The sequence below is a fragment of the Rhodococcus sp. 15-2388-1-1a genome (genome assembly GCF_002259145.1).
Taxonomy (GTDB): Bacteria; Actinomycetota; Actinomycetes; order Mycobacteriales; family Mycobacteriaceae; genus Rhodococcoides.
The window spans coordinates 717,671-735,119 of sequence record NZ_NPFP01000008.1 but is presented as its reverse complement, the minus strand read 5'-3'; the positions used below and the strand labels follow the sequence as shown (position 1 = coordinate 735,119).

Genomic DNA, 17,449 nt, shown 5'->3' with positions numbered 1-17,449 from the left:
GACTGTAGATCCGTCCGCCGCAGAACAATTCGGTGGTCACGAACGACCAGTCTGCCCCTACCGGTGTGGCTTCCGGAAATCCCCGGCGGCGGGATCGAATCGATCGGCCTCGATCACCTGTCCCTCGAGGATCAATGCAGAACCGGATGCATTCGGTGCTCGGCTGGCGTCGTCGACATGATCGTCGAGGATCTCACCGTCGATGACGGTGGGGCGCATGCGCCGGGTCGCGGTCGCAACCTGCGGCAACCAGCGTGCGGCGGCCCACATCACTGCCGGGCGCAGCAGCCACCTGGTCGGCGGGATCAACAACAGCAACCCGATCACCGTGGTCACCAGTCCCGGCACGAACATTGCGACCGACCCCGCGGCGAAGAGAGCGCCATCGGCCACGGCACCACCGGCCGATCGCTCGCCTCGGGATGCCCGCTGCAGACCGTCCAGCACACGTCTGCCCTGCGATCGCACCAGCAACGACCCGACCAGCGATCCGCCGATCAGCAGTACGACGGTCCAGAGCACACCGAGTGCGCTACCCACGGCGACCAGCGCTGCGACCTCGACCACGACATAGAGTACGAACAGAGCGAGCATGACGGTCCTTTCTTCGCTTCACCGGTACAACGCGCGGGGCATCGAAATCGCTCCCGGGTGACCGGTTTGCCGGGAAATTCTCAGGAACCCGGTCGGACGAGGCCGGTTTCGTACGCCAGCACGACCGCCTGGACTCGATCGCGGATGTCCAACTTCGTCAGGATTCGACCGATATGGGTCTTGATCGTCGCCTCGGACAGATGCAGAACGGCCGCTATCTCGGCATTGGACAAGCCGGTCGCCAAGTGCACCAGCACCTCGCGTTCACGGCCGGTGAGTGAGTCGAGAACAGAGGCATCGGTGGTCGACGGAGTCTGTGAGACGAACCTCGAGAGCAAACGCTTGGTGACCTTCGGTGAGACGACGGCATCGCCTGCAGCCACGCTGCGAATCGCGGAGACCAGGTCCTCCGGTGGAGTGTCCTTGAGCAGGAATCCACTGGCCCCCGCCCTGAGCGCACCGAGGACGTGCTCGTCGAGATCGAAGGTCGTCATCACCAGAACCTTGGCGTCCGAACCCGATTCGGTGATGGTGCGGGTGGCGGCCACGCCGTCGACGCCGGGCATGCGGACGTCCATCAGCACCACTGCCGGTTCCAGTCTGGCCACGGCCTCGACGGCACCGGCCCCGTCGGAGGCCTCCCCCACCACCTCGATGTCGTCCTGCGCCTCGAGCACCATGTTCAATCCCATGCGCATGAGTTCCTGGTCGTCCACGACGACAACGGTGATCGGCACCGACCCAACCTAACCCTCACTCGATCGGCAGCGTTGCCCGCACGAGCCAATTGCCGTGTGGCGTCCGACCCGCGTGCAGGGTGCCTCGAAGCACCGCTACTCGCTCGCGCATTCCGAGCAATCCGTGTCCACCGCCGTCCGCCGACGTCGGGGTGCCCGAGCCGGTGCCGTTGTCGGAAATCTCGACGCTCACCTCCTCTTCTGCGCGAACCACTTTCACGACCGCGCGCGGCGCATGGCCGGCGTGCCGTAGGACATTGGTCAGCGATTCCTGGACCAACCGGTGCACTCCGAGGCTGATCGCCGGGCTGATGTCGTCCAGGTTTCCGGTCTGTTCGAGCTCGACGTTCAAGCCGGCGCGACCCATCATCTCGACGACACGGGCCAGGCCTGCGGTCCCGTACTGGGGCATGTCGTCCGAATCGGGAGACGTCCGCAACAATGCGACCGTTCGACGTAACTCCGCCAGCGCCGATCGGCCCGTGGCGGAGATGTTGGCAACGGCCTGCTCCGCGCGATCGGGGTTGCGCCTGATGGCGTACGAGGCGCCGTCGGCCTGGACCACCATGACACTGACGCTGTGGGCGATGACGTCGTGCAGTTCGCGCGCGATACGCGTGCGCTCGGTGATCACGGCCTCTTCGGCACGGCGATCCCTGTCGTACTCGGCCACGACGAGACGGGCCTGCGTCGCTTCGTCGTATGCCCTGCGGGCACCGAGAAATTCCGCCGCAACCCACGACAGCGCATACATCAGCGCGCTGAACAACAGCGTCGTGATCACCGGTTGGGTGAACAGGTACAAGTTCGCGGCGGTGTACGCAGCGAGGGCGGCAGCATAGATGCCGCCCTGAACTCGACCGACGTACGCAACCAGCGTGTAGAGCATGATCGGTAGCGCCAGGGCGGCCGGGTGACCGTTGTAGGCATCGCCCACGAGGCTGCCCGCTATGTCGGAGCCGAGTGTGGTGACGAGAGTGAGTGCTGCGATCGAGCGAGGCAGACGCCGCCGCCACGCGACGGGAATCGTCAGCACGACCGAGAAGACCAGGAACAACGGTCCGTTCAGACCGTCGACCGAGCTGACGAACACCAGAATGTCGACGACGAACAGCCCGACCGCCAGCAGGGCATCGGCCACGAACGGCTGCCCACGGAGCCACAGACTGAATCGACGCATGTGATTGAGTTTGCCGTATGACTGCTGCCGACTGGGGATTGCTGATGGTCGCTGCCACGACCGCCGGTTGGGTCGACGCAGTGGTGGGCGGAGGTGGCCTCATCCTGCTGCCCGCGATTCTTCTCGTGGCACCTCAGCTCACGCAGCAGGCAGCGCTGGCGACGAACAAAGCGACGGCCGTATTCGGTACGGTCGCCGCCGTCGTCACCTTCGCGCGGAAGGTTTCGCTCGACTGGGCGGTGCTGATTCCGGCCGGCGTCCTCGCCGCCGTGGCTTCGGCGGCAGGCGCAGCTGCGGTGTCGTTGATCGACCGCGAGCTGTTCATCCCGATCATCATGGTCGTTCTCGTGGGTGTGGCCGTTCTGGTCACCTGCCGTCCGACCATCGGTCTGACCGCAGCACCGTCGCCGCCCACCCATCGCAAAGTTCTGATCGTCATCGGTTGTGCAGCCGCCGGAATCGGCTTCTACGACGGCATTCTCGGGCCCGGCACCGGAACGTTCCTCATCATCGTCTTCGCCACGATGCTCGGAACCGAATTCGTCCGCAGCGCCGCGATGGCCAAGGTGATCAACGTCGGGTCCAACGTCGGTGCCCTCACCTTCTTCGCCGTCACCGGCAGCGTCTACTGGCAGCTCGGAGCGGCCATGGCGGTGTGCAACGTGTTCGGTGCCGTCCTCGGGTCGAGGACAGCGGTCGCCCGCGGTGCCGGATTCGTGAGAATCGTCCTGCTCGTCGTGGTCGTGGGCATGGTGATCCGACTCGGATGGCAACAATTCGGCTAGCGTCTTCAGGCGTGACGAGACAATCGGATCGATCGGTCGACGCCGACTTCCTTGCTCTGCCCCTGCAGGCCCTCGCGGACGCCGCCCTGAGCGCCGCCCGCTCGGCCGGGGCAACGCACGCCGATGTTCGTGTGCAGCGCTTGACGACTCAGTCCATATCGCTGCGCGACGGCTCCGTTCAATCCGCAATCGACGCCGGTGAGATCGGCCTCGCCGTGCGGGTCGTGGTCGACGGCACCTGGGGTTTCGCATCGCACGCCGAACTCGGCACCGACGCAGCCGCAGCCACGGCCCGCAGTGCGGTCGAGGTGGCCACCGCGCTGCGCACGCTCAATCGCGAACGCGTCGAACTCGCCTCCGAGCCGGTGTACTCGAATGCGACGTGGGTGTCGGAGTACAGCATCGACCCGTTCGAGGTACCCACCGCCGAGAAGGTGGCACTGCTGGCGGAGTATTCGTCCCGGCTGGCGGCGTCGGACGGCGTCGATCACGTCACCGCCTCGGTTCTGCAGGTCAAGGAGCAGTCGTTCTACGCGGATCTGGCCGGTAGCAGCATCACGCAGCAGCGGGTGCGACTGCATCCCCAGTTCGAGGCCACCACGGTTGATCGATCCGCTGGTGCATTCGAGACCATGCGCACCCTCGCGCCACCCGTCGGACGAGGTTGGGAGTACCTGGGTGAGCACAGCACGTGGGACTGGGCCGACGAGCTGGCCCGGATCCCCGAGTGGCTGGCCGAGAAGGTGAAGGCACCGTCCGTCGTGGCAGGACCTACCGATCTCGTCATCGATCCGACCAACCTGTGGCTCACCATTCACGAGTCGATCGGGCACGCAACGGAATACGACCGTGCCATCGGCTACGAGGCCGCCTACGCCGGCACTTCGTTCGCGACCCCGGACCAGTTGGGGACGTTGCGCTACGGATCGCCCATCATGCACGTCACCGCCGACCGGACCGAGATCAACGGCCTGGCCAGCATCGGGTGGGACGACGACGGAGTCGCGTCGCAGAGATGGGACCTGGTACGCGACGGGACACTCGTCGGGTACCAACTCGATCGAGTGTTCGCCCCGAAACTCGGTCTCGAGCGGTCCAACGGGTGCTCGTACGCCGATTCTCCGCATCACGTACCGATCCAGCGGATGGCGAACGTGTCGCTGCAGGCCGACCCCGAGACCGATCGATCGACCGCCGACGTCATCGGGGAGGTGGAGGACGGCATCTACGTCGTCGGCGACAAATCCTGGTCGATCGACATGCAACGCTACAACTTCCAGTTCACCGGTCAACGCTTCTACAGAATCCGCAACGGCGTGCTCGACGGCCAGGTGCGTGACGTGGCGTACCAGGCGACGACCACCGAGTTCTGGGGCTCGATGGAACTGCTCGGCGGGCCGTCCACGTGGCGACTCGGCGGCGCATTCAACTGCGGCAAGGCCCAACCCGGCCAGGTGGCCGCCGTCAGTCACGGCTGCCCCGTCGCGTTGTTCCGCGGCGTCAACGTCCTCAACACCCGATCGGAGGCAGGTCGATGATCGCGCCGCAGCTCGTGATCGAACGTGCACTCGCCTGCGCGAGTGTCGACGACACCATCGTGATCGTCACCGACTCCAGCGACGCAACACTGCGGTGGGCCGGAAACTCCATGACCACCAACGGAATTGCCACCTCCCGGCGCTGGGAGGTGATCTCGATCGTGCGAGAGGCCGACACCGTTCGAGTCGGCACCGTGTCTTCGACGAGCGTCGATCCGGACGACATCGAGGCCGTGGTACGTGCGAGCGAAGCGGCCGCGCGATCGGCTGAACCCGCCGACGACGCGATGCCCTTGCTGCCTCGAGAGTCGGCCTCGGACCCGCGAGACTGGGACCGCCGAGCACAACACACGTCGATCGACGTGTTCGGCTCGCTGGCAAGGGAATTGAACGTCGGTTTCGACGGCGAGGACACGTTGTACGGATTCGCGCAGCACACCGTCGACAACGTCTGGCTCGGAACCTCGACCGGTGTGCGTCGTACCTTCACGCAGCCCACCGGATCGGTCGAGATCAACGGCAAGCGCTCCGGGGCGAGCGCCTGGGTGGGCACCGGAACCACCGACTTCCAGGACGTGTCGGTCGAGGCGATGTTGGCGGAGCTGTCCACCCGACTCGGCTGGGCTCGGAACACCGTCGAACTTCCCGCCGGTCGCTATCAGACTCTGCTGCCCCCGTCGGCGGTGGCCGACCTGATGATCTACCTGATGTGGACCATGGAAGGCCGCGGAGCGCAGGAAGGCCGCACCGCGCTCTCGCGTGCAGGTGGAACGCGAGTCGGCGAGAAACTCACCGATCTGCCGCTCACCCTGTACTCCGATCCACACGCATCCGGACTCGAGTACGCGCCGTTCGTGGTGGCCGGGTCGTCGAGTGATTCGGTGTCGGGGTTCGACAACGGCATGGACATCGAGCGCGTCGACTGGATCCGCGACGGATCGGTGTCCGCCCTCTCCTACCCACGTGCAGCGGCGGAAAAGTTCGGCGCTCCTGTCGCGGTTCCGGGCGAGAACCTCGTTCTGACGGGCGGCACGGACGTCGGCCTCGATCAGATGGTTGCCGACACCGAACGCGGGCTGCTCCTGACGACGCTCTGGTACATCCGTGAGGTCGATCCGACCTCGCTGCTGCTCACTGGGCTGACCAGGGACGGCGTCTATGCCATCGAGAACGGTCGAATCACCGGTGCGGTGAACAATTTTCGCTTCAACGAGAGCCCGCTGGATCTGCTACGCCGCGTCACCGAGGCGGGCGCAACGGAGGCGACACTGCCGCGCGAGTGGAAGGACTGGTTCACTCGCACGGCGATGCCGCCGCTGCGCATTCCCGACTTTCACATGTCGTCGGTCAGCGCCGCCCAGTAAGGCCGGTCCGAACTACTTGTCGGGTCCGGTGAGCTCGAGTGCGATGTTGTCCGGATCCCTGAACTCGACGATGGACATGCCGGGCCCTGCGTCCTTGATGCCCTCGTGTGCGATGCCCAGCTCGTCGAGCGTCTTCACGGCGTCTTCCAGCGCTGCACGGGTGTCGACGGTGAAGCTGAGGTGATCGAGCCCGCAACGGTCTTCGGCGAACGTGTCGTCGTTCGGTGCGACCGGGCGCAGACCGAGCAGGCCGCCGCCGAATTTGTAGATGACGCCACCGAAGAGGAACCAGAGGGCCTTCTTGGTCTCTTCGTCCGCGTCGGGATCCCAGGCGTAGGCGACGTCGAAACCGAACACCGAGTCGTAGAACGACCGGGACCGGTCGATGTCGCTGACGGTGAGGCGAACATGGTTGTAATCGGTCACTGCGATAGGCACGTGGTGCTCCATTCCGGCAGCAGGGGAAGCTGCCTCACGAAGCATTCGGAACTGCGCATACGAGCGATGGTGCCGAGTTCTTCTCAGGCGGCGGTGATCGCCAGCCCGACGGAACCACTCTTGCCCCGGCGGAGCACGCTGCCCTTGACGGTGAGCCATCCGAGAATGCCGTACTTCGACGCGATCGCTGCACGTGCCTTCTCCGTCTGGGCCGCGCCGAGTATCTCGGCCCGTGCGTCGACCGCGTCGCCCTGGGGGTTACCGCGCATGTCGCACGGGGCCAGGGTGACTGCGGGGTTGCGCCGAATCCGCTTGACCTTCCACGAATCGGCCACCGTCCACACCAGCAGCCGATCCCCGTCGAGAGCACCCCACAGCGGGGTCGGCACCCCGGTGCCGTCCTTCTTGAACGTCGTCAGCAGTACGTACTTGCCCTTGGCAATGTCTTCGAAGGTGGCAGCCATACCGCTCAGAGTACGTCGCTACTCGCCTTCGAGCTCGCCCTCGGTTTCCAGATACACCTGGCGCAAGCCGTCGAGAACCTGCTTGTTCGGCTCGGCCCACATCTTTCGCTCGGCCGCTTCGAGCAGCCGCTCCGCGATACCGTGCAGGGCCCACGGATTGGACTGTTGCATGAACTTCTTGTTCTGCTCGTCGAGCACGTACGTCTCGGCCAGCTTCTCGTACATCCAGTCCTGCACCACGTCGGTCGTCGCGTCGTAGCCGAACAGGTAGTCCACGGTCGCCGCCATCTCGAACGCGCCCTTGTAGCCGTGCCTGCGCATGGCCTCGAGCCACCGCGGGTTCACCACCCGGGCGCGGAACACCCGCGCGGTCTCTTCCGACAGTGTGCGCGTGCGAACCGATTCCGGCCGGGTGCTGTCACCGATGTACGCCTCGGGCGATTTTCCGGTCAACGCACGCACGGTTGCGACCATGCCGCCGTGGTACTGGAAGTAGTCGTCCGAATCGGCGATGTCGTGCTCTCGCGTGTCGGTGTTCTTGGCGGCGACGGCAATGCGCTTGTAGGCGGTGCGCATGTCGTCCGAGGCCGGAACGCCGTCGAGACCACGTCCGTACGCGAAGCCGCCCCAGGTGGTGTAGACCTGCGCGAGGTCGTCGTCGCTGCGCCAGGTCTTGCTGTCGATCAGCTGAAGCAACCCGGCGCCGTAGGTCCCCGGCTTGGATCCGAAAATTCTTGTCGTGGAACGTCGTTCGTCGCCGTGCTCGGCAAGATCGGCCTGCGCATGCGCTCGCACGTAGTTCTGCTCGGCCGGCTCGTCCAACGCGGCGACCATCCGGACCGCATCGTCGAGCAATGCGAGCACGTGGGGAAACGCGTCGCGAAAGAAGCCGCTGATCCGAACCGTCACGTCGATGCGGGGACGGCCGAGTTCGACGAGATCGATCACCTCGAGGCGCGTCACCCTCCGCGATGCCTCGTCCCACACGGGCGAGACTCCCAGCAGGGAGAACACTTCTGCGATGTCGTCGCCGGAGGTCCGCATGGCCGACGTACCCCACACCGACAGCCCGACGGATTTCGGCCACTCGCCGTGATCCTGGCGGTAGCGAGCGAGCAGCGACTCCGCCATCGCCTGCCCGGTCTCCCACGCCAACTTCGAGGGCACGGCCTTCGGATCGACGGAATAGAAATTGCGGCCGGTGGGCAGCACGTTGATCAGCCCGCGCAACGGTGAACCGCTCGGCCCCGCCGCGATGAAACCGCCGTCGAGCGCATGCAGCACCTGGGCGATCTCGCGCGAGGTCCCGCGCAGACGCGGAACGACCTCGGCTGCGGCGAACTCGAGAATCTGTGTGACCACGCCGCCGTGCTCGCCGGCCACCCGCGCAGCCGCGGCGGGATCCCACTGCGCTGCCTGCATCGCCGCGACCAACCCGTGGGCCACGGCCTCCACAGCGTCGACGCGAGTACGGTCCTCGTCGCCGTCCTCGCTCAGCCCCAGTGCTTCTCGCAGGCCGGGGACCGTCTGCTCTCCGCCCCACATCTGCCGGGCTCGGAGCATCGCGAGCACCAGCTCGACCTCGGCGTCTCCGACGGGTTCCTGGCCCAGGATGTGCAGTCCGTCGCGGATCTGTACGTCCTTGATCTCGCACAGCCACCCGTCGACGTTCAGCAGCATGTCGTCGAACACTTCTTCGTCGGGGCGCTCCTCGAGCCCGAGGTCCTTGTGCATCTGCGCCGCCGTCATCAGCGTCCAGATCTGCTGGCGGATGGCGGGCAGCTTGGCCGGGTCCAGTGCCGAGATGTTCGCGTGCTCGTCGAGTAGTTGCTCGAGCCGGGAGATGTCGCCGTAGCTCTCCGCGCGCGCCATCGGCGGAATCAGGTGATCGACGAGGGTGGCGTGCGCTCGGCGCTTGGCCTGCGTGCCCTCCCCTGGATCGTTGACGAGGAACGGGTAGATCAACGGCAGGTCTCCCAGGGCCGCATCGGTTCCGCAGGAAGCGGACATACCGAGTGTCTTGCCCGGCAGCCATTCCAGGTTGCCGTGCTTGCCCAGGTGCACCATGGCGTCCGCGCCGAAGCCGCCGTCGGCCTGCGTGGCCGAGATCCACCGGTAGGCCGCCAGATAGTGATGGCTCGGCGGCAGGTCCGGGTCGTGATAGATCGCAACCGGCTTCTCGCCGAATCCGCGCGGTGGTTGCACCATGATCACCACGTTGCCGAATTGCATTGCAGCGATGACGATCTCACCGTCCGGATCGGCAGACCGATCCACGTAGAGATCACCCGGTGCCGGGCCCCAATGCTCGATCACGCCGTCGCGCAGATCCGCGGGCAGCTGCTCGAACCACCGGCCGTACTGCGCGGCCGAGATGCGAATGGGATTGCCCTCGAGCTGGGCATCGGTGAGCCAGTTGGGATCCTGGCCGCCACGGGCAATGAGCGCATGGATGAGGGCGTCACCGTCGCGAGCAGCCAGACCCGGCACCGAATCCGGGCCGTCGAGCGGTCCGAGGTCGTAGCCGGCGGTGCGCATGTCCGACATCAACGCGATCGCGCTCGCCGGAGTATCGAGGCCGACGGCGTTTCCGATCCGCGCATGCTTGGTGGGGTAGGCCGAGAACATCAGGGCGATACGGCGATCGGCAGCCGGAATGTGCCGCAGCCGCGCGTGCCGTACTGCGATGCCTGCCACCCGAGCGGCACGCTCGTGGTCCGGGACGTACGTGGTCAAGCCGTCGTCGTCGATCTCCTTGAACGAGAACGGGACCGTGATGAGTCGGCCGTCGAACTCCGGGACGGCGACCTGCGTTGCCACGTCCAATGGGGAGAGTCCGTCGTCGTTCTCGGCCCACGTCGCGCGAGAACTCGTCAGACACAGACCCTGCAGGATCGGTACGTCGAGTGCGGCCAGCTCGGCGACGTCCCAGGCCTCGTCGTCCCCGCCGGCCGACGCTCCGGCCGGTTTGGTGCCACCTGCGGCCAGCACGGTCACGATCAGGGCGTCCGCCGACTTCAGAGTGTCGAGCAGGTCGGGTTCGGCCGTGCGCAGTGAGGCACAGTAGATCGGAACCGCGGTGGCTCCGGCGTTCTCCACTGCAGTGGCGAGGGCATCGATGTACGTGGTGTTTCCGGCCAGATGCTGGGCGCGGTAGTACAGGATCGCCACCGTCGGACCTGCGGAGTGCGGAGCGGACGATCGTTCGAGGTGGCCCCATGTCGGCAGGTGCCGCGGAGCGTCGAAACCGTGGCCGGTCAGCAACACGGTGTCGGAGAGGAAGTTGTAGAGCTGCTCGAGATTGTCGGATCCGCCCTCGGCCAAGTAGTTGTGCGCCTGCGCGGCCACGTTGGCGGGCACCGTCGAGATCTCCATCAGGTCCGCGTCTGGTGTCTGTTCACCGCCGAGCACGACGACCGGCAGCCCGGTCGCCAGAACAGCTTCGATGCCCGACTCCCACGACCGTCGCGAGCCCAGGATGCGCACGATGATCAACTCGGCCGACTCGGCCATCGCCGGGATGTCCTCGGCGAGCAGCCGGGAAGGGTTGCCCCAGGTGAAGTCTGCTCCGCTGGCACGGGCGCTGAGCAGATCGGTGTCCGACGTGGACAGCAACAAGAACACGGGTAACGCCCTCCTCGGGGGTTTCGCGCCCCTGAAAATCGGTGAAAACTGCTCTTCGACTCGTCGGCGAGAGGGTCTGACTCCAGCCCCGACCCGAAGGATCGAAGGCCGTCACAGTGGCGCGACCGTACCGGATTCTCGCCGGTTTCCTCTCGGCCGGAGCCGTGGACATCGAATGCTACCGGGGCGAGCGTGGAATCGGGCCACCCGTTGCGCTTGTAGCCTGGTGACCATGAGTTCGCCAGAGAGGTCGGTGCCCGACGGCTGCCCCGGAGCGCTGACGACGCATCTGGCCGCGGACGGTCCGCTGGCGCGGGTCCGCCTGCCGGGCGGGGTTTTGCTGCCGGGGCAGATGCAGGTGTTGGCACAGGCCGCCGCGGAGTTGGGTGACGGCACGTTGGAGCTGACCTCGCGGGGCAACATCCAGGTCCGCGCGGTGTCGGACCCGGACGACTTCGCGACCAGGTTGGCCGATGCAGGGCTGCTTCCGTCGTCGACTCACGAGCGAGTGCGCAACATCCTCGCCTCCCCACTGTCGGGCCGGGTGGGCGGTCTCACCGATGTGCGTGCCCTGGTCGGTGGGCTGGACGAGGGCCTGCGTGCGCGACCCGATCTGGCAAACCTGCCGGGTAGGACGCTGTTCGCTCTCGACGACGGCCGAGGCGACCTGTGCGGACTGGAACCGGATTTCGGTGCCTACGCCCAGTCCGACGGGGCCTACGCGGTGCTGTTGGCGGGCCGGGACAGCGGCGTTCGCGTGGACCGCGACCGCGTCGTGTCGACGCTGCTGGACTGCGCAGGTGCCTTCGTGGAGCTGCGGCAGTCCCAGTGGCGGGTGGCCGAATTGGACGACGGACCGGCCCGGATCGTCGACCGCCTCGGGCTCTCGGCCGGCCCAGTGGTGTCGATGCCCGCGCCCGTGGAGGTGCCACCGATCGGATGGCTCGACCAGGACGACGGCCTGGTGGCGCTGGCTGCGGGATTGGCGAACGGCGTGCTCGGAGCGCGGCTCGCCGAGTTCCTCGCGGCCATCGACCGCCCGCTGATCATGACTCCGTGGCGATCGCTGATCGTGTGTGATCTGGACGAGGAACCGGCCGAACAGGTCGTCCGCGTACTCGCCCCGATGGGACTGATCTTCGACGCGGGATCACCGTGGATTCGGGTGAGCTCGTGCACCGGATCGCCGGGGTGCGAGAAGTCGTTGGCCGACGTACGAGCCGACCTCTCCGCGGCAGTCGATGCCCGGATGACTCCGCGCGACGAGCGGCAGCACTGGTCCGGGTGCGAACGGCGGTGCGGACGACCCAAGGGCGAAGTGACCGACGTCATCGCGACAGGAATCGGCTACCGCGTGTCCTGAGTGGGTGCCTCGGCCGCAGGTAAGACCGGCTTTCTGCTGAGGGGTCCCTCTCCCCTATCGTGAAACGCATGCACGACTACGTCCGCGACGGCGCGGAGATCTACCGACAATCGTTCGCGACCATCCGAGCCGAAGCAGATCTGTCTCGATTCGCACCGGACGTTGCACAGGTCGTCGTGCGCATGATTCACGCGGTCGGAGAGATCGATCTGACCGAGACCATCGGGTACACCCCAGCCGTCGTGACCTCCGCTCGCGCGGCACTGAACGCGGGCGCGCCGATTCTGTGCGACGCCAACATGGTCGCCGCAGGCATCACTCGTCGCCGACTGCCCGCCGACAACGAGGTGCTGTGCACGCTGTCCGATCCTCGGGTACCGGATTTGGCGAAAAGGATGGGCACCACGAGAACCGCTGCGGCGCTGGAGTTGTGGGGCGACAAGCTCGACGGTGCCGTCGTCGCTATCGGAAACGCACCGACGGCGCTCTTTCACCTCATGGAAATGCTGGCTGCCGGAGCGCCGAAGCCTGCGGCCATCGTCGGCGGCCCGGTCGGTTTCATCGGAGCAGCGGAGTCCAAGGAAGATCTGATCGCTGCCGACCTCGGCGTGGAGTACCTGGTCGTTCGAGGCAGACGTGGTGGCAGCCCCATCACCGTGGCCGCTGTCAATGCCATTGCGAGTGAACAGGAATGAGTACTACCGGAAAACTGTGGGGAGTCGGCGTCGGTCCCGGAGATCCGGAGCTGTTGACCGTCAAGGCCGCTCGCGTGATCGCCGAAGCAGACGTCGTCGCCTTCCACAGCGCACAACACGGTCGCAGCATCTCCCGCGGACTGGCGGCCGGGTACATGCGGGACGGGCAGCTCGAGGAACATCTCGTCTACCCGGTGACCACCGAGACCACGGCGCATCCCGGCGGATATCAGGGTGCGATCGACGAGTTCTACGAATCCGCTGCCGCACGACTGGCAACCCATCTGGACGCCGGACGCTCCGTAGTACTTCTCGCCGAGGGCGATCCGCTCTTCTACAGCTCCTACATGCATATGCACAAACGGTTGGCCGATCGCTTCGAGGTCGAGGTCGTGCCCGGCGTGACGTCTGTCAGCGCGGCCTCGGCCGCGCTGGCAACTCCGCTCGTGGAGCGAGACGAAGTGTTCACCGTGCTTCCCGGCACACTGCCCGCAGACGAACTCACGCGTCGACTGCGCGGCACCGACGCAGCCGTCATCATGAAACTGGGCCGGACCTACCCGACGGTGCTCGAGGCACTCGAGCGTTCCGGCCGCCTCGACGAGGCGCGCTACGTGGAACGCGCCAGCACGTCCCAGCAGCGAATACTCGACGCCGCCGACGCCGACAACGTGCCGTACTTCTCGATGATCGTCGTGCCGAGCCCGTCCAACCGAGCCGAAACACCCACCGGCACCGGAGAAGTGGTCGTGGTCGGCCTCGGCCCCGGCGACGACGCATGGACGACCGACGAGGTGCGCGCCGAACTCGCCGCCGCCACCGATCTGGTCGGCTATGTCACCTACATCGATCGGGTACCGCCGAGGCCCGGGCAGATTCGGCACGCCAGTGACAACAAGGTCGAGTCCGAACGAGCGGCGTTCGCACTCGATCTCGCCAAGCAGGGCCGACGCGTAGCGGTGGTCTCCTCGGGCGATCCGGGTGTGTTCGCGATGGCCACCGCCGTGATCGAAGTGGCAGCCGAGCAGCAGTGGAACTCGGTACCGGTGCGGGTGGTGCCCGGAATGACGGCCGCCAACGCCGTCGCCAGTCGAGTGGGTGCACCACTGGGTCACGACTACGCGGTCGTCTCCCTCTCCGACCGCCTCAAGCCCTGGGACGTCGTCGCAGCGCGGCTCTCGGCTGTCGCCGGAGCCGACATGGCGATCGCGATCTACAACCCGGCGTCCAAGTCGCGGACGTGGCAGGTTGCGGCAATGAAAGAGCTTCTGCTCGAGCACCGTTCGCCGCAGACCCCCGTGGTCATCGGACGCGCCGTGGGCAGCCCGCAGGAATCCGTACGTACCGTGACGCTCGGCGATCTCGACCCGGAGTCGATCGACATGCGGTGCCTGCTCATCATCGGATCGTCGATGACGACGGTGGTGGAGACGGGAAGCGGGCCGAAGGTGTTCACGTCCAGGCGCTACCCATCAGCAGGCAGCGCATAGCGATTCGTCAACCAGTCCACGGCCGCAGCGACCGCGTACACGGTCGGTGCCGCAGTAGGTGATGCTGGACGGTCGACCATCAGCACCGGGATCGAGGCTGCACGTGCCGCATCGAGTTTGGCTCGCGTCATGTCGCCGCCGCTGTTCTTGGTGATCAACAGGTCGATTCGGTTGTCTGCGAGCATCATCGACTCGTGGTGGACGTCGAAGGGCCCACGGCTCAGTTGCAGTGACATGTGCGGCGGCACCGGACCTGTCGGAGGGTCGATCGCCCTGACCAGAAACCACGAGTGATCGACACTTGCGAAATGGTGAACACCCTGCCTGCCTGTCGTGAGGAACACCCGGCTGCCGGGGGTGATCGCCGACGCCGCGTCGGGCAACGAGGCAACCGAGGTCCATCGATCACCCTCGCCCGCGGTCCACGGTGGCCGCGTCAGCACCAGGAGCGCGACCGACGCTGCCCGAGTGGCCTGTTCGGCGTGCGCTGCGATGGTGGAGGCGAACGGGTGTGTCGCGTCCACCACCACGTCGATCGTGTTGTGTCGCAGCCACACTGCAAGGGCATCCGGACCTCCGAAGCCGCCGATTCGCGTCGGCCCGACGGGCAGTATCGGCTCGGCGACCCGGCCGGCCAGCGAGGTGATCGTCTCGATCCCCTGCACCGTGCCCAGAGCGGCCGCGAGTGCCCGCGACTCCGTCGTACCACCGAGAATCAGGACTTTCACCGTTTGGTCGCACTCCATTGTGTGACCGGCAGCTGCGGTCTCCACGTCGTGAACGCGCCCAGCGGTTCACCGCGATAGATCTGGAACCTGCGGAGCTCTCCGCCGTACCTCGCGGCAGCGGTCAGCAACAACGAATCCGATTCGGCGGTCACCGAATTCGCTACCACTCGTCCGCCGGTGCGCACCGCGGCCCAACACGCCTCGAGCATGTCGGCGCCGGTCAACCCACCACCGATGAACACCGCATCCGGTGCCGCGTCTGCGTCCGCGACCACCGCGAAACTCTCCGGGGCACCGCCGTGCACCACGAGGCCCGGAACTCCCAGATGCAGTGCATTGGTCTCGATCTGCTCACGGCGGGCCTGCGAGCTCTCGAACGTCACTGCACGACAGGATTCGTCGGTCCGCATCCATTCGATGGCAATGGTTCCCGATCCGCCCCCGATGTCCCACAACAGCTCTCCGGGCCCTGGCGCCAACGCGCTGAGTGTCAGTGCTCGAACTTCCCGCTTGGTCATCTGACCGTCCCCGGTGTACGCGGAATCGGCCAGGCCGGGAATGCGGGTGTGGCGGGCAGCGTCGGGATCTCGGACGCACAGCAGTGCAACGACATTGAGTGGGTCGACGCTCTCGAACGTCGACTCTCGCGCAATCCCGCCGACGATGCGCTCGGCCGGTCCGCCGAGCTGTTCGAGGACCGTCATCTCGCTTGCTCCGAAACCGTTGGCGGACAGCACCACCGCGATCTCACCCGGCGTGCTGCTGCCCCGGCTCAACACCAGTATCCGACGACCGTCGGCCAATTCGGGCAACACCGTCTCGGCCGGACTGTTCACCAGTGACACCGTCGTGGTGTGGTGGAGCGCCCAGCCCAACCGGGCACACGCCAACGACACCGAGGACGGGGCCGGATGCACCCTCAAGCGCTCGGCACCGAACTCCCGCGCCAGCGTCACTCCGATGCCATGGAACATCGGATCCCCGCTGGCCAGCACGCACACGCGAGAACCTGCGCAGGCGTCGATCATCGGCCGCAGATTCGGCACCAACGGACTGGGCCATGTCCTGGTCTCGGTGCAGTGCTCCCGTACCCCCGCGACCTGGCGAGCGGAGCCGAACACCACATCTGCTTGCTCGACGGCCGTGCGGGAACCGAGAGACAGTCCGTCCCAACCGTCCGCACCGATTCCCACGACCACGATCGGAGTGGGCTCGGGTGCCACCATCAGCGCGGCATTCTGCGCCAGAGCCATTGCGGCAGTAGACGCATGGCGAAGAACACCGGTCGCAGAGTCCCAGGTATCCACACGCTGGCCCGACGCTTGCGCAGCGCCGCGACGACGCTTTCGGCGACCTGATCCGGCGTACTCGACATGGGTGCCGGTGTCATCCCGTCGGTCATGGAACCGATGACGAATCCGGGACGTGCGAGCAGGAGATGCACCCCGCTGCCGTGCAGTGAGTCGCTCAGTCCGCTGGCGAACCCGTCGAGACCGGCCTTCGCGGATCCGTACACGTAGTTGGCGCGTCGCACTCGAACACCCGCGACCGACGAGAACACGACCAGGTCGCCACTCCCCTGTGCTCGCAGCAGTTTCGAGGCGTGGGTCAGCACCGAAACCTGAGCCAGGAAGTCGGTGGTGATGACGTCGAGAGCGTGCTGCGCGTCGTCCTCGGCACGCGCTTGATCCCCGAGGATCCCGAACGCCAGCACCACGATCCCGACAGGACCGTGTCGCTCGGCAACCCGGCCGAGAAGCTCGGCGTGAGTGTCCATCGCGTTCGCGTCGAACTCGACGGTGTGGACGGCGTCCGCGCCCGCCTGCTGCACTCGTCGTTGCTGGGCATCGAGGTCGGTGCTGCGTCGAGCGGCCAGTACGACGGTGCGCCCCGACGCGAGTCGGGTAGCGACCTCGAGTCCGATCTCGCTGCGACCGCCCAACAGCAACAGCGTTCCGGCCGCGGGTTCTCCTCGTCTGCTCACGCCGACCAGTCTTGCCGATGAAATCGCATTCACTACAGTCGGGGCATGGCCGCCATCCCCGCAGACGCGACTGCCCTCGCCGACGACGCATTCGAATTCCTTGCCGAGCGGCACCTGGCCACTCTGACGACACTGCGACCCGACGGAACTCCGCACGTCGTCGCCGTCGGCTTCACCTACGATGCCGAATCCCGATGTGCTCGGGTCATCACCAACGACGTGTCGCAGAAGGCGATCAACGCCGGTCGCGGCGCCTACGCCGCGGTCACTCAGATCGACGGCGCCCGCTGGCTGACGTTGGAGGGGCCCGCGTCGGTGCGAAACGACCGTGAATCGGTCGTCGATGCGGAGAACCGCTATGCGCAGCGCTACCGCGTACCCAGGGAGAACCCCACCCGGGTCGTCATCGAGATACAGGTGCAGCGCGTGCTGGGTAGCCGTTCGCTGCTGAATCGCTGACGAGAG

16 protein-coding genes are annotated in these 17,449 nt (G+C 66.4%); 7 read left to right on the top strand and 9 right to left on the bottom strand.

All coding sequences use genetic code 11. The annotated features are described in order from the left end of the window. Nucleotides 1-57: 57 nt before the first annotated feature. The 3 genes from CH302_RS07950 to CH302_RS07940 all read right to left on the bottom strand — a co-directional run bounded on the left by CH302_RS07950 (nucleotide 58) and on the right by CH302_RS07940 (nucleotide 2,511). Nucleotides 58-594, bottom strand: coding sequence for an FxsA family protein (locus CH302_RS07950; RefSeq protein WP_037189285.1), 537 nt, complete (start codon nucleotides 592-594; stop codon nucleotides 58-60). A gap of 80 nt (nucleotides 595-674) precedes the next feature. After that, nucleotides 675-1,331, bottom strand: coding sequence for a response regulator (locus CH302_RS07945; protein WP_037189286.1), 657 nt, complete (start codon nucleotides 1,329-1,331; stop codon nucleotides 675-677). 16 nt (nucleotides 1,332-1,347) lie between these two features. Continuing rightward, entirely contained in the window at nucleotides 1,348-2,511 is a 1,164-nt protein-coding gene (locus CH302_RS07940) for a sensor histidine kinase (RefSeq protein ID WP_037189287.1), read from the bottom strand. A gap of 17 nt (nucleotides 2,512-2,528) precedes the next feature. Between CH302_RS07940 and CH302_RS07935 the strand changes: the two genes are divergently transcribed. The 3 genes from CH302_RS07935 to CH302_RS07925 are packed head-to-tail and all read left to right on the top strand — an operon-like array spanning nucleotide 2,529 to nucleotide 6,198. Further along, nucleotides 2,529-3,296: a TSUP family transporter gene (locus CH302_RS07935; RefSeq protein WP_037189288.1), complete on the top strand. Its 768-nt coding sequence runs from the start codon at nucleotides 2,529-2,531 to the stop codon at nucleotides 3,294-3,296. Nucleotides 3,297-3,307: 11 nt separating this feature from the next. After that, nucleotides 3,308-4,834 (top strand): TldD/PmbA family protein, encoded by a 1,527-nt coding sequence (locus CH302_RS07930; protein WP_037189289.1) that lies wholly within the window; start codon nucleotides 3,308-3,310, stop codon nucleotides 4,832-4,834. After that, nucleotides 4,831-6,198, top strand: coding sequence for a metallopeptidase TldD-related protein (locus CH302_RS07925; protein WP_037189290.1), 1,368 nt, complete (start codon nucleotides 4,831-4,833; stop codon nucleotides 6,196-6,198). Before CH302_RS07930 ends, CH302_RS07925 begins: the two co-directional genes overlap by 4 nt. Before the next feature lie 12 nt (nucleotides 6,199-6,210). Here CH302_RS07925 and CH302_RS07920 read toward each other — a convergent pair whose 3' ends face one another. The 3 genes from CH302_RS07920 to cobN form a co-directional block, all read right to left on the bottom strand. After that, nucleotides 6,211-6,636, bottom strand: a complete 426-nt coding sequence (locus tag CH302_RS07920) for a VOC family protein (protein ID WP_037189993.1) — start codon at nucleotides 6,634-6,636, stop codon at nucleotides 6,211-6,213. An 83-nt stretch (nucleotides 6,637-6,719) separates the two neighbouring features. After that, nucleotides 6,720-7,100, bottom strand: coding sequence for a PPOX class F420-dependent oxidoreductase (locus CH302_RS07915; RefSeq protein ID WP_037189291.1), 381 nt, complete (start codon nucleotides 7,098-7,100; stop codon nucleotides 6,720-6,722). Between the two features lie 18 nt (nucleotides 7,101-7,118). Then, nucleotides 7,119-10,724, bottom strand: coding sequence for a cobaltochelatase subunit CobN (cobN, locus tag CH302_RS07910; protein WP_037189292.1), 3,606 nt, complete (start codon nucleotides 10,722-10,724; stop codon nucleotides 7,119-7,121). Nucleotides 10,725-10,956: 232 nt separating this feature from the next. Between cobN and cobG the strand changes: the two genes are divergently transcribed. The 3 genes from cobG (at nucleotide 10,957) to CH302_RS07895 (ending at nucleotide 14,272) form a co-directional block, all read left to right on the top strand. Further along, nucleotides 10,957-12,087, top strand: a complete 1,131-nt coding sequence (gene cobG / locus CH302_RS07905) for a precorrin-3B synthase (protein WP_052047553.1) — start codon at nucleotides 10,957-10,959, stop codon at nucleotides 12,085-12,087. Between the two features lie 68 nt (nucleotides 12,088-12,155). Beyond that, nucleotides 12,156-12,782: a precorrin-8X methylmutase gene (locus tag CH302_RS07900; RefSeq protein ID WP_037189293.1), complete on the top strand. Its 627-nt coding sequence runs from the start codon at nucleotides 12,156-12,158 to the stop codon at nucleotides 12,780-12,782. Further along, complete coding sequence (locus CH302_RS07895) at nucleotides 12,779-14,272, top strand: precorrin-2 C(20)-methyltransferase (protein ID WP_037189294.1); 1,494 nt, start codon at nucleotides 12,779-12,781, stop codon at nucleotides 14,270-14,272. Before CH302_RS07900 ends, CH302_RS07895 begins: the two co-directional genes overlap by 4 nt. Here the strand turns inward: CH302_RS07895 and CH302_RS07890 are convergent. From CH302_RS07890 to CH302_RS07880, 3 genes are read right to left on the bottom strand one after another with little or no spacing between them, the layout of a single operon-like run. Further along, nucleotides 14,248-15,018, bottom strand: a complete 771-nt coding sequence (locus CH302_RS07890; RefSeq protein ID WP_037189295.1) for a cobalt-precorrin-6A reductase — start codon at nucleotides 15,016-15,018, stop codon at nucleotides 14,248-14,250. The genes CH302_RS07895 and CH302_RS07890 overlap by 25 nt on opposite strands. Then, entirely contained in the window at nucleotides 14,997-16,253 is a 1,257-nt protein-coding gene (gene cbiE, locus CH302_RS07885; RefSeq protein WP_230596207.1) for a precorrin-6y C5,15-methyltransferase (decarboxylating) subunit CbiE, read from the bottom strand. The genes CH302_RS07890 and cbiE overlap by 22 nt, the downstream gene beginning before the upstream one ends. Beyond that, nucleotides 16,226-16,984 carry an SDR family NAD(P)-dependent oxidoreductase gene (locus tag CH302_RS07880; RefSeq protein ID WP_037189296.1) on the bottom strand — a complete coding sequence of 253 codons (759 nt, stop codon included), beginning with the start codon at nucleotides 16,982-16,984 and terminating at the stop codon, nucleotides 16,226-16,228. Before CH302_RS07880 ends, cbiE begins: the two co-directional genes overlap by 28 nt. 45 nt (nucleotides 16,985-17,029) lie before the next feature. Here CH302_RS07880 and CH302_RS07875 point away from each other — a divergent pair, with 45 nt between their 5' ends. Continuing rightward, nucleotides 17,030-17,443, top strand: a complete 414-nt coding sequence (locus CH302_RS07875) for a TIGR03618 family F420-dependent PPOX class oxidoreductase (RefSeq protein ID WP_037189297.1) — start codon at nucleotides 17,030-17,032, stop codon at nucleotides 17,441-17,443. The last annotated feature ends 6 nt before the right edge of the window (nucleotides 17,444-17,449 follow it).